General features: G+C 64.7%; 11 protein-coding genes. 10 read left to right on the top strand and 1 reads right to left on the bottom strand.

Features of this window, described 5'->3' with window-relative positions:
• Positions 1–89: 89 nt before the first annotated feature.
• Positions 90–881, bottom strand: coding sequence for a cyclase family protein (locus FJ425_RS14990; RefSeq protein WP_140724511.1), 792 nt, complete (start codon positions 879–881; stop codon positions 90–92).
• A gap of 121 nt (positions 882–1002) precedes the next feature.
• On the opposite strand from FJ425_RS14990, the gene FJ425_RS14985 reads away from it, so the two are divergent.
• The 10 genes from FJ425_RS14985 to FJ425_RS14940 all read left to right on the top strand — a co-directional run bounded on the left by FJ425_RS14985 (position 1003) and on the right by FJ425_RS14940 (position 12463).
• Complete coding sequence (locus tag FJ425_RS14985; RefSeq protein WP_140724508.1) at positions 1003–2577, top strand: NAD(P)/FAD-dependent oxidoreductase; 1575 nt, start codon at positions 1003–1005, stop codon at positions 2575–2577.
• A gap of 112 nt (positions 2578–2689) precedes the next feature.
• Positions 2690–4216 (top strand): ABC transporter substrate-binding protein, encoded by a 1527-nt coding sequence (locus FJ425_RS14980; RefSeq protein WP_140724505.1) that lies wholly within the window; start codon positions 2690–2692, stop codon positions 4214–4216.
• Between the two features lie 184 nt (positions 4217–4400).
• Positions 4401–5408 carry an ABC transporter permease gene (locus tag FJ425_RS14975; protein ID WP_140724502.1) on the top strand — a complete coding sequence of 336 codons (1008 nt, stop codon included), beginning with the start codon at positions 4401–4403 and terminating at the stop codon, positions 5406–5408.
• Positions 5401–6249 carry an ABC transporter permease gene (locus tag FJ425_RS14970; protein WP_140724500.1) on the top strand — a complete coding sequence of 283 codons (849 nt, stop codon included), beginning with the start codon at positions 5401–5403 and terminating at the stop codon, positions 6247–6249. The genes FJ425_RS14975 and FJ425_RS14970 overlap by 8 nt, the downstream gene beginning before the upstream one ends.
• Positions 6246–7136, top strand: a complete 891-nt coding sequence (locus FJ425_RS14965; protein WP_140724497.1) for an ABC transporter ATP-binding protein — start codon at positions 6246–6248, stop codon at positions 7134–7136. Before FJ425_RS14970 ends, FJ425_RS14965 begins: the two co-directional genes overlap by 4 nt.
• Positions 7129–7983 carry an ATP-binding cassette domain-containing protein gene (locus FJ425_RS14960; RefSeq protein ID WP_140724494.1) on the top strand — a complete coding sequence of 285 codons (855 nt, stop codon included), beginning with the start codon at positions 7129–7131 and terminating at the stop codon, positions 7981–7983. Before FJ425_RS14965 ends, FJ425_RS14960 begins: the two co-directional genes overlap by 8 nt.
• A 148-nt stretch (positions 7984–8131) precedes the next feature.
• Positions 8132–10426, top strand: coding sequence for a bifunctional salicylyl-CoA 5-hydroxylase/oxidoreductase (locus FJ425_RS14955; RefSeq protein WP_140724491.1), 2295 nt, complete (start codon positions 8132–8134; stop codon positions 10424–10426).
• Positions 10423–11196, top strand: coding sequence for an SDR family NAD(P)-dependent oxidoreductase (locus tag FJ425_RS14950; RefSeq protein WP_140724488.1), 774 nt, complete (start codon positions 10423–10425; stop codon positions 11194–11196). Before FJ425_RS14955 ends, FJ425_RS14950 begins: the two co-directional genes overlap by 4 nt.
• Positions 11190–11654 carry a MarR family transcriptional regulator gene (locus FJ425_RS14945; protein WP_140543119.1) on the top strand — a complete coding sequence of 155 codons (465 nt, stop codon included), beginning with the start codon at positions 11190–11192 and terminating at the stop codon, positions 11652–11654. The genes FJ425_RS14950 and FJ425_RS14945 overlap by 7 nt, the downstream gene beginning before the upstream one ends.
• A complete protein-coding gene (locus tag FJ425_RS14940) occupies positions 11651–12463 on the top strand; it encodes an enoyl-CoA hydratase family protein (protein WP_140724485.1) in 813 nt (270 codons plus the stop codon). The genes FJ425_RS14945 and FJ425_RS14940 overlap by 4 nt, the downstream gene beginning before the upstream one ends.
• Positions 12464–12483: the final 20 nt, after the last annotated feature.

The following is a 12483-nucleotide window of genomic DNA, read 5'->3' as shown; positions in this document are numbered from 1 at the left end:
GAGCGCTAGCGCTACAAGGCCACCCTCCCCGCCTCATCATCACTCCATCACCCGCAAGCATGATCTTCTCCCGAAGACCGTCGCCTCGCCTATTTGCCCGGCACCAGCGCCAAGGCGCGAATCGGGCTGCCGGTGCCGTGCTCGATCTTGAGCGGCGCAGCGATCAGGATCGCGCCCTTCGGCGGCAGCTGGTCGAGATTGCAGAGGCTGGCGAGCCCGTAACGGTTGGCCTTGTGCATCAGCGTGTGGGCCGGGAATGGCGGCTCCATGCCGCCGGCCTTGCCGGCATCGGTGCCGATCGTCTCCGAGCCCCAGCCCTTGATGTCCTTGCCGATCAGGAACTGGATCGCTTCGGCCGTCGGGCCGGGCGTGTGCGGACCGGTCTCGTTGGCGTTGAGGAACTCGGCCTCGGAGCCGTTGCGCTTGTACCAGTCGGTGCGCATCACCACCCACTCGCCGGGGTTGATGGCGCCGTGCCTGGCTTCCCAGGCCTTGATGTGGTCGACGGTGAGCAGGAAATCGTGGTCGGCGGCGGATTCTTTCGAGCAGTCGATGACATTGACCGGGCCGATGAAGTTCTGCGCCGGAATGGTGTCGGTGGCGCCGTCCGGATAGTCCTTGCCGGTGATCCAGTGCTGCGGCGCGTCGAAATGCGTGCCCGAATGCTCGCCGAGCTTCAGCCAGTTCCAGGCCCACCACGGGCCGTTCTTGTCGTATTTGGAGATCTCGTGGATCTCGACCTTCGGCGTGTCGACGGCGAGTTCCGGCGGCAGCTTGATCAGCGGCGTGTTCGGCCCGAGCGGCGCGGTCAGGTCGACCACCTTGATGGCGCCCGAAAGCAGCTGGCCGGCGACCTCGCCGAGGAGTTTCTGCGTGTCCATGGTCTTTTGTTCCCTCTTGTTCGTGACCTTCAAGGCTCGTTGCGGCCCTTAATATACCTACTAGACGAAAACATATGCATCTGCAATTATCTTTAAGCATAAAGCATTTTTGGGGCGGGGCGTGAGCGAGTTCGACGCCATCTTTGTCGGGGCAGGCCACAATAGTCTGGCATGCGCCGCGCATCTGGCGCTCAAAGGCTGGAAAATAGCGGTTTTCGAACGCAGCGAGGCGATCGGCGGCGCGATACGGACCGCCGAATACACGCTTCCCGGCTTCCGGCACGATTTCGGCGCGATGAATTTGAGCCTCTTCGCCGGCTCGGCCTTCCACCGGAAATATGCAAATGAATTGAAAAGCCACAGACTGGAATTCGCGCCCGTGGCCGATTGCTTCGCCAGCGCCTTCCCGGACAGGACATGGTTCGGCGTCAGCAGTGATCTCGAAAAGACGGCGTCGCGACTGGCCGCTTTCTCGGCCGCGGACGCGGCCACATGGCGCCGGCTGGTCGGCGCCTTTCCGGGTGAAGCCGAGCATCTGTTCCGCCTACTGGGCTCGCCGATGAGCGCAAGAGCGCTGGCCGGCAGCGCGTGGAGTATCTGGCGCAAAAAGGGCCTGGCCGGCGCGCTCGATACGGCTCGATTGCTGTTGTCATCGCCGCGCGCGTGGCTGGAGGAGAATTTCGAAACGCCGTATGTGCGCACGACACTCGCGGCCTGGGGCATGCATCTCGATTTCGCTCCCGACATCGCCGGCGGCGCCGTGTTCCCTTATCTGGAATCGATGGCCAACCAGAGTTTCGGCATGGTGCTCGGCAAAGGCGGCGCCGATACGATCATCCGCGCGCTGGCCGGCATGGTGACCGCCGCCGGAGGCAGGATCGTCACTGGAGCGGAGGTCGCCGAGATCACGGTGGCCGGCGGCGAGGCGACCGGCGTGCGGCTGGTATCCGGCGAAACCCATATCGCGACCAAGGCCGTCATTGCCGGTGTCGCTCCGAACGCGCTGCCGGGCAAGCTACTACCCAATGGTTCGGGCGATGCCGGCTTCGACGCGGCGATGAGGAAATTCCGCCACGCGCCGGGAACGATGATGATCCATCTGGCGCTGGACGACCTGCCCGACTGGAGCGCCGGCGCCGAGCTTCGCCAGTTCGCCTATGTGCACCTGGCGCCGTCGCTCGACGCCATGTCGCACGTCTACCAGCAGGCGATCGCCGGCCTGCTGCCTGAGCAGCCGGTGCTGGTCGTCGGCCAGCCGACGGCCGTCGATCCGTCGCGCGCGCCGCCAGGCAAGCATGTGCTGTGGGTGCAGGTGCGCATGCTGCCGGCGGAGATCCTTGGCGATGCGGCCGGCAAGATTGCGCCCGCGCACTGGGACGCGGTCAAGGACGCCTATGCCGAGCGCGTGCTCGACATCCTAGAGAGCTATGCGCCGGGATTGCGCAAAAAGATCCTTGGCCGCGCGATCTTCTCGCCGCTCGACCTCGAGCGCGAAAACCCGAACCTCGTCGGCGGCGACCAGATCTGCGGCAGCCATCACCTGGCGCAGAATTTCCTCTTCCGCCCGGCGCGCGGCTTCGCGCGCTGGAACACGCCGGTCTCGAACCTCTACCTCACCGGCGCGGCGACATGGCCCGGTGCCGGCACGGGCGCAGGCTCCGGCTTCATGCTCGCCCAACAGCTGGGAGGGAACTAGACTTACAGGGACTGCACGTTCGAAGATGGGCAAAGCGCGGTTGTCCGGAAGCCGATCTACCGATCGAAGAATAAAACCGCGCAGACAAAGACAATCAACAAGGGGAACGACCATGACCATCAACAGACGCGACCTTCTCGGATATAGCGCCGCAGCGATCGGCGCCGCCACGCTCGGCCTGCCGAAGGCGGCAAAGGCGGCGGACGAGCTCACCATCGCCTACAACGTCAACCTGCCTTCATGGGACCCGACGACCGGACCCTCGGCCGTCAACCCGACCATCCAGGGACTCTATCAGTCGGTGTTCGACCAGATCATCGGGCAGAAGCCGGACCTTTCCTTCACGCCCGGGCTGCTCACCGAATGGGGCTGGAACGACGACCGCACCAAGGTGATGATGACGGTGCGCGACGGCGTGAAATGGCATGACGGCTCGCCCTTCACGGCCGAAGACGTGGTGTGGTCGCTGCAGCGGGCCGGCGAGGAGAAGACCGGCAATCCGATCCAGTTCGTCTGGAAGAACGTCAACAACTTCAAGATCGACGGCAACAAGATCACCGGCGACGTCGTGCAATTCGACCCGGTCTATTTCAAGTGGATGTCGTTCCTGACCGGCTACTTCCTGCCCAAAGCCTATTACGAGAGGGTCGGCGCGGAAGGCTTCGAGAAGGCGCCGATCGGCACCGGTCCCTATATGGTCGACAAGTTCGAGCGCAATGCGTTCCTGCGGCTGAAGGCCAATCCGCATTATTGGGGCACCAAGCCCGCTTTCGAGAACGTGACGATCAAATTCGTCACCGACGCGGCGAGCCGCGTCGCCGAGATCGAATCCGGCTCCTCGCAGGTGACGCTCGAAATCCCCTATGAGGAATATGACCGGCTGATCGCCAAGGACGGACTTGCCGGCTCGGTCAAGAACGTTTCCGACATCGGCATGATCTTCTTCAACGACATCGAGGCGATGCTGGACAAGAACGTCCGCCAGGCGGCCGTCATGGCAGTCGACAAGGAGCTTCTGGTCAAGCGGCTGCTGCGCGGCTACGGCCAGCCGATCGCGACGCTGGAGACACCGGAATACACGGCCTTCGATCCATCGATCAAGGTTGAGCACAATCCGGAAAAGGCCAAGGAGCTGCTCGCCGCCTCCGGCTATTCGCCCAAGAAGCCGGTCAAGTTCACCATCCAGACGACCAAGGGCTTCAAGCCCAAGGACTACGAGATGATCCAGGCGATCGTCGGCATGTGGCGCAAGGTCGGCATCGAGGCCAATATCGAGGTCTACGAGATCGCCAAGCATTACGAGCTGCGCGCCGCCGACAAGCTGGCGCCGGCTGCTTTCTACAACTGGGGCAATTCGATCGGCGATCCGACCACCTCGACCGGCTTTGCCATGTATGGCCCGAGCCCGCATTCGGTGTGGGACAGCCAGGACCTGATCGACATGATCAACCCGCTATGGGGCGAGAAGGACGAGGCCAAGCGCATCGCCGGCTGGAAGGCTGTCGACAAATACATCGCCGAGCAGGCCTATGTGCTGCCGCTGATCCAATATGCGCAGCCGATCGTGCATTCGAAGAAGGTCAATGTCGTGCAGCACGTGTCCGGCGCTCTGCTGCCGGCGCTGATGACCCCGGCCTGATTATCGGCCTTATGCCTGCCGGGTCTTCGCCCGGCAGGCCCCTCATCCGGCCCTTCGGGCCACCTTCTCCCCGGAGGGGAGAAGAGGTCGCCGGCGGCTGAGCCAGCCTCTTCTCCCCACCGGGGAGAAGGTGGCCGCGAAGCGGCCGGATGAGGGGGAGTCCGTTCAGAGTGATTAGGCTCGCATGCTGCTGCAAAGATTCCTCGTTCGTCTGCTGACGATGCTGGTGACGCTTTTCGGCGTCGCCATCGTCGTCTTCGTCGTCATCCGCGTCGCGCCCGGTGACCCTATCGCCATGATGCTGCCGCCCGGCGCCAGCGATGACGACATTGCGCGGCTGCGCGCGCTCTATGGGCTGGATAAGTCGATCGTGCAGCAATTCTTCATCTGGCTCGGCGGCGTGCTGCATGGGAATTTCGGCACGTCGATATCATTGCGCCAGGACGTGCTAGGGCTGGTGTTCAACCGGCTGCCGGCGACGCTGGAGCTTGCGACGGTCGCGCTGCTGATGGCGATCGCGATCGGCACTACCGCCGCGATCCTCGGCGCGCGCTCACGCGGCACGGCGATAGAGGCCGGCATCGACGTCGCCAGCGGCGCGACGCTTTCCATTCCCGATTTCCTGTGGGGCCTGGTGCTGATCCTGCTGTTCGGCGTGCTGGTGCCGGTGTTCGACATTTCGGGCCGGGTGTCGCCGCAGCTCGATCTGCCCTTCGCCACCCAGTTCTATCTGGTCGAGAGCATTCTAAGGCTTCGTTTCGACCTGACCTGGGACCTGTTGAAACACATGCTGATGCCGGCCGTGGCATTGGCGCTGCCGCTGGCGGCGATCATCGCTCAATTGCTCAAACAGTCGCTGAAGGAAGTGCTCGACCTCGACTATGTGGTGCTGGCGCGCGTGAAGGGGTTTTCCGAGACGCAGGTGATCCTGCGCGAGGCGCTGAAGAACGCGGCGTTGCCGACGCTGACGCTGGTCGGCGTGCAGTTCACCTTCCTCATCGGCGGCACCGTCATCGTCGAGCGGCTGTTTTCCTATGAAGGCCTCGGCAACATGGCGATCGACGCCGTCATCAACCGCGACCTGCCGCTGATCCAGGGCATCGTGCTGGTCTTCGCGCTGCTTTTCGTGCTGATCAACCTCGCCGTCGACATGATGTATGCGCTGCTCAACCCGAGGCTGCGCCATGGATGAGGCAAGTGTCGCCAGGGGCGGTTTGGCTCCGAGGCTGTGGCTGGCCGGCGGCTGGCTTCTGCTGGCGCTGGTGGCGGCGATCTTCGCGCCATTGATCGCGCCGCAGGACCCGCTGGCGCAGGATTTGATGCTGGAACGCCTGCCGCCCTTCTGGCTTGACGGCGCCGAGCCCGGCTATTGGCTAGGCACCGACAGCCTGGGACGCGATCTGTTGTCGCGGCTGATCTTCGGCGGCCGCATCGCCTTCATCGTCGCCTTCGCGGCGGCGACGTCCGCCTGCCTGCTCGGCTCCGCGCTAGGGTTGATCGCCGGCTATTTCGGCGGCTGGCCCGACCGCATCATCTCGCGCATCGTCGATGTCTGGATGGCCTTCCCGCCGGTGCTGTTCGCCATCCTGCTGGTGGCGGTGCTGGGCACCGGCCTGAGCTCCGTCATCCTCGCCATCGCGATCATCGACTGGACGCGCTTCTGCCGGGTGATCCGGGCCGAGGCGATGAGCCAGGCACGCATGGATTATGTCGAGAGCGCGCGCATCGCCGGCTATGGCCGCATGGGCATCATGCTGCGCGAAGTGTTGCCCAACGTGCTGCCGTCGGTGGTGGCGCTGCTGTCGCTCGAAATGGGCATCGCCGTGATCGTCGAGGCGATCCTGTCCTTCGTCAATCTGTCGATCTCGACCGACGACCCGACTTGGGGCAGCATCATCGCCGAAGGGCGGCTGTCGATCCACCAGGCCTGGTGGGTGCTGGTGTTCCCGCTGATCACGCTGATCCTGACCGTGCTTTCCTTCAGCCAGTTCGGCGAAGCGCTGAAAGCGCGTTTTGATCCGGTGCTGCGATGAGCGCCAATAGGGAACCTTGTCTCGACATCCGCGGCTTGAGCGCCGTGCTGGCCAACGGCCAGCGTGTGTTGCGCTCGGTGTCGCTTGCCGTGCAGCCGGGCGAGGTGCGCGCGCTGGTCGGCGAGAGCGGCGCCGGCAAGACGATGATCGGCAAGGCGGTGCTCGGCGTGCTGCCGAAAAGCGTGCGCATCGTCGAAGGCGAGATGCTGATCGAGGGCGAGGACCTCGGCCGCCTCGATCCGAAGGCGCGGCGGACCCTGATAGGCGCGCGCACGGCGCTGATCCCGCAGGATCCGCTCACCGCGCTCAACCCGTCGCGCCGCATCGGCCCGCAAATGACCGACCGGCTGGTGCGCATCCTTGGCTGGAACACAGAGAGAGCCGATAAGCGCATACGGCAGTTGCTCGACGAGGTGCAGATCCGCGATCCCGAGCGCGTGCTGAAGAGCTATCCGCATGAACTCTCCGGCGGCATGCGTCAGCGCGTGCTGATCGCGGCCGCCTTCGCGGCGGAGCCCAGGCTGATCGTCGCCGACGAGCCGACGACGGCGCTGGACGTGACGGTGCAGAAGCAGATCCTGCGGCTGATCGCGCAGCTGCAGCGCGACCACGGCACGGCGATCCTGTTCGTGACCCACGACCTCGGCGTCGTCGCCAAGATCAGCCAGAAAGTGTCGGTGCTCTATGCCGGCAAGGTGGTCGAGGAAGCCGACACCGAGGCGCTGTTTGCGGCACCGCAACACCCCTATACGCGGGCGCTGATGACGGCGACGCCGCGTTACACCGATCCATACGCCTCGCTGAAGCCGGTGGACGAGAGCGTGCTTGCCGGGCTCACGGCCGAGATCGCCGCCGCCGACCAGGCCTGGAGGCCCGGCCATGGCTGAGCCGCTGTTTTCCGTGCGCGGGCTGAAGGTGGCGCTGCCCGACATGACGCGCAAGCCGCTGATCGGCCGCGCGCCGCTGGCCGAGATCCTGAAAGGGCTCGACTTCGACCTGCCGAAGGGATCTGTCACCGGGATCGTCGGCGAATCCGGCTCCGGCAAGTCGACGCTCGGCCGCGCGCTGGTCAGGCTGATCGAGCCGAGCGCCGGCTCGATCAGCTTCGAGGGGCGCGACATCAGCCGTCTTTCGGAAGCAGAGCTGCGACCGCTGCGCCGCGACCTGCAGATGATCTTCCAGGATCCAATGTCATCGCTCAATCCGCGGCATACGATCTTCAACATCATCGCCGCACCCTTGAGGCAGAACGGCCTTGGCGACAGGCTGAAGGAACGCGTCGCGGAAGCCCTGCAGCGCGTCGGCCTGCCGCAGAGTTTTGCCAGCCGCTACCGCCACGAATTGTCAGGCGGCCAGCGGCAGCGTGTCGGTATCGCACGGGCGCTGGCGCTGTCGCCGAAATTCGTGCTGGCCGACGAGATCGTCTCCGGCCTCGACGTCTCGACGCAGGCGCAGATCCTGACGCTGCTGGAGAAGCTCGCCGCCGAGATGGGGCTGACGGTCGCCTTCATCAGCCATGACCTATCGGTGATCCGGCGGCTCTGCCAGCAGGTCATCGTCATGCGCGAAGGCAGAATCGTCGAGGCCAGCGCCACCGACGCGCTGTTCGAGAACCCGAAGGAGACCTACACGCGCGACCTGCTCGCCGCCATTCCGCTCCCGGAAATCGATCCGGACTGGCTGCGGCCGACGCCACGCCAGGCCGGCGTCGATCATTCAATTATAAAACTTTAAGCTTGAAATAATCGCCGGCCAGCGCGATACTGATAATTGGGTCGCCGGCTTGCCGGCATTCCCGATGCCTTAGAGCGTTTCATGCAATTCCGGACGGAAAACCGCTACGCATTTTTCCACGGAATTGCTCTAGAGGAGATCGCAAGACATGAAGGTTGCGGTTCTCGGCGGCGGACCAGCCGGCCTCTACTTTGCCATCTCGCTCAAGCTGCGCGACGCCGCGCATGAGGTGACGGTCTATGAGCGCAACCGCGCCGACGACACGTTCGGATGGGGCGTGGTTTTGTCGGCGGAGACGCTGGAGAACCTGACTAGGAACGACCCTGTCAGCGCCGTCTGGATCAAGAAGCATTTCGCCTATTGGGACGACATCGCCGTCATTCATGACGGCGTGCGCACGGTGTCTTCCGGCCATGGCTTTTGCGGCATCGGCCGCAAGCGGCTCCTGATCCTCTTGCAGCGGCGCGCCCGCGAGCTCGGCATCAAGATGATGTTTGAGACCGATATTTCCGACCCGAAACCCTTTATGGAAACGCATGACCTGGTAGTCGCGGCCGACGGGTTGAATTCTAGATCCCGCGCCACCTTCGCCGACGTCTTCAAGCCCGACATCGACACCCGCAAATGCAAGTTCGTGTGGCTGGGCACCACGCAGAAATTCGACGACGCCTTCACCTTCATCTTCGAAAAGACCGAGCATGGCTGGGTGTGGGCGCATGCCTACCAGTTCGACAGCGAGACCGCGACCTTCATCGTCGAATGCAGCGAAGAGACCTGGGCTGCGTTCGGCTTCGGCCAGATGACGCAGCAGGAATCGATCGCGGTCTGCGAACGCATTTTTGCAAAGCATCTCGGCGGCCATCCGCTGATGACCAACGCCAACCACATTCGCGGGTCCGCCTGGATCAACTTCCCGCGGGTGCTGTGCGAGCGCTGGTCGTACAAGAACCTGGCGCTTATGGGGGATGCGGCGGCTTCAGCGCATTTCTCCATCGGCTCCGGCACCAAGCTCGCGCTGGAGAGCGCGGTGGCGCTCGCCGACTATGTCGAGTCCGAGCCGGACCTCGATGCGGCCTTCCGCAAATATGAAGATGCGCGGCGCACCGAGGTGCTGAAGCTGCAATCGGCGGCGCGCAATTCGCTGGAATGGTTCGAAGAAGTCGAACGATATCTCGGTTTAGATCCAGTTCAATTCAACTATTCGCTGCTCACCCGCTCGCAGCGCATCAGCCACGAGAACCTTCGGCTGCGCGATGCCGAATGGCTGGCGGGCGCCGAGGAATGGTTCCAGCGCAAGGCCGGCGCCGGCGGCAACAGCTTACGCCGCGCGCCGATGTTCGCGCCATTCAAGCTGCGCGACATGACGCTCAGCAACCGCATCGTCGTCTCGCCGATGGCGCAGTACAAGGCCGTCGACGGCTGCCCGACCGACTGGCATTTTTCGCATTATGCCGAGCGCGCCAAGGGCGGCGCCGGCCTGCTCTACATCGAGATGACTTGCGTCAGCCCGGAAGGGCGCATCACGCCCGGATGCCCAGGTTTCTACAGACCGGAGCATGAGGTCGCCTGGAAGCGGCTGGTCGATTTCGTCCATGCCGAGACCGAAGCAAAGATCTGCGCCCAGATCGGCCATTCCGGCGCCAAAGGCTCGACCCGGGTGGGCTGGGAAGGAACCGACGTGCCGCTGCCGGACGGCAACTGGCCGGTGATGGCGCCTTCGGCCGTGCCATGGTCGCCGAAGAACCAGGTGCCGAAGGCGATGGACCGCGCCGACATGGATCTGGTCCGCGATCAGTTCGTCGCCTCGGCGCAAATGGCCGAGCGCTGCGGCTTCGACATGCTGGAGATCCATGCCGCGCATGGCTACCTGCTCTCCGCCTTCATCACGCCGCTGACCAACCGCCGCACCGACGACTATGGCGGCTCGCTGGAAAACCGCATGCGCTATCCGCTGGAAATCTTCCATGCGGTGCGCGCAGTGTGGCCGGCCGAGAAGCCGATCTCGATGCGCATCTCGGCCAATGACTGGGTGGGCATCGAAGGCGTTACGCCTTCGGATGCGGTCGAGATCGCGAAGATGCTGCACGAAGCCGGAGTCGACCTTTGCGACGTATCGGCCGGCCAGACCTCGATCGCCGCCAAGCCGGTCTATGGCCGCATGTTCCAGACGCCGTTCTCCGACCGCATCCGCAACGAGGTCGGCATGGCGACGATGGCGGTCGGCAACATCTATGAGCCGGACCACGCCAACTCGATCCTGATGGCCGGTCGCGCCGACCTGGTGGCGCTGGCAAGGCCGCATCTTGCCGATCCCTACTGGACGCTGCACGCGGCGGTGACGCTCGGCGACCGCGGCGTCAAATGGCCCGATCCCTATCTGCCGGGACGCGACCAGATCTACCGCCTGGCGGAGCGCGAAGCGTCTGCGGGGCTGAAGGTATGAGCGCCGTGCGCGAAATTGCCGGCAAGCACGCACTGGTCACCGGCGGCGGTTCCGGCGTCGGCAAAGCCATTGCGCAAGCGCTGGCGGCAGAAGGTGTGGCCGTCACCATATGCGGGCGGCGCGAAGCGGCGCTGGCCGAGGTTGCAAAGGAAAACGACCGCATCTTTGCCGTCACCGCCGACGTCACGAACGAGGCCGACATGGCGGACGTGTACCAGAAGGCGGAAGCCGCGCGCGGACCCTTCGACATCGTCGTGGCCAATGCCGGCATGGCGAGCAGCGCGGCGGCGCACAAGACCGCGCTGGCCGACTGGCAGCGCACGCTCGACGTCAATCTCACCGGCGCCTTCCTGACCGTGAGGCCGGCGCTCGCCGGAATGCTCGCGCGAAAGACAGGCCGGATCATTTTCATTGCCTCGACCGCGGGCCTCAAGGGTTATGCCTATGTCGCACCTTACGTCGCGGCCAAGCACGGCGTTGTCGGGCTGATGCGGGCCTTGGCTGCCGAGACCGCCAAATCCGGTGTCACCGTCAACGCCGTCTGTCCGGGCTTCGTCGAAACCGAGATGATCGAGGAGTCCGTCCAGCGCATCGTCGAGAAGACCGGACGTTCCACCGACGAGGCGCGCGCGAGCCTTGCGGCGACGAACCCGCAAGGGCGTTTCATCCAGCCAGAAGAGGTTGCGGCGGCGGTGCTTTGGCTGTGCAGCGACGCCGCGCGGTCGATCACCGGGCAGGCCATTTCGATCTCGGGAGGCGAGACATGGTAGCGGGGCCGACTTCCGCCGGACCGGGCAAGGACAGGCTGCGGCTGTGGATACGCCTGCTGCGCGCCTCGCGCACCATCGAGGCGGAGCTGCGCGAGCGCCTGAAGAAGGAGTTCGACACCACGCTGCCGCGCTTCGACGTGATGGCGGCGCTCTACCGCTCGCCGGAAGGCATGCTGATGAGCGACCTGTCGCGCTTCCTGCTGGTGTCGAACGGCAATGTGACGGGCATCGTCGACCGGCTGGTTTCCGAAGGGCTGGTGACGCGGGCGCGCCGCAACGGCGACCGCCGCACCTCGATGGTGCGGCTGACCGAGGAAGGCTCGAAATCTTTCGCCGCGATCGCCGCCGCGCATGAGAATTGGGTCGGCGAGCTTCTCGGCAATGTCAGCGAGGACGAGGCGCGGCAGCTGACCGGCATGCTGAAATCGTTCCGCAGCAATTGGGAGGGACGCGAATGAGCGCCATGGCCAAGCTCAAGCCGAAGCATTTCCTCTGGCAGGTCGAGGGCCGGGTCGCAAGAATCCGGCTGGACCGGCCGGAGCGCAAGAACCCGCTGACCTTCGACAGCTATGCCGAGCTGCGCGACACGTTTCGCGAGCTCGTCTTTGCGGAGGACGTCGACGCCGTGGCGTTCCTGCCCAATGGCGGCAATTTCTGCTCGGGCGGCGATGTCCACGACATCATCGGGCCGCTGGTCAAGATGGACATGAAGGCGCTGCTCGCCTTCACGCGCATGACCGGCGATTTCGTCAAGGCGATGCTCAACTGCGGCAAGCCGATCATCGCGGCCGTCGACGGCGTCGCGGTCGGCGCCGGCGCGATCATCGCCATGGCTTCCGATATCCGCATCGCCACGCCGGAGGCAAAGACCGCCTTCCTGTTTACGCGCGTCGGCCTCGCCGGCTGCGACATGGGCGCCTGCGCGATCCTGCCGCGCATCATCGGCCAGGGCCGCGCCGCCGAATTGCTCTACACCGGCCGCACCATGAGCGCCACTGAGGGTGAGCGCTGGGGTTTCTATAACCGGCTGGTCGAACCGGCGGCGCTGGAGGCCGACGCGCTCGACATGGCCGCGCGCATCGTCTCCGGCCCTACCTTCGCGCATGGCATCACCAAGACGCAGCTCAACCAGGAATGGTCGATGGGCCTCGAGCAAGCGATCGAAGCGGAAGCGCAGGCGCAGGCGATCTGCATGCAGACCGGCGATTTCGAGCGGGCCTACAAGGCGTTCGCCGCGAAGGAAAAGCCGGTGTTCGAGGGGAGTTGAGGATGGGTGTGTTGTTGGCA

It is taken from the genome of Mesorhizobium sp. B2-7-2, from assembly GCF_006440775.1.
GTDB lineage: Bacteria > Pseudomonadota > Alphaproteobacteria > Rhizobiales > Rhizobiaceae > Mesorhizobium.
The sequence above is the reverse complement of the archived record's forward strand: the minus strand, read 5'-3'. Positions and strand labels throughout refer to the sequence as shown.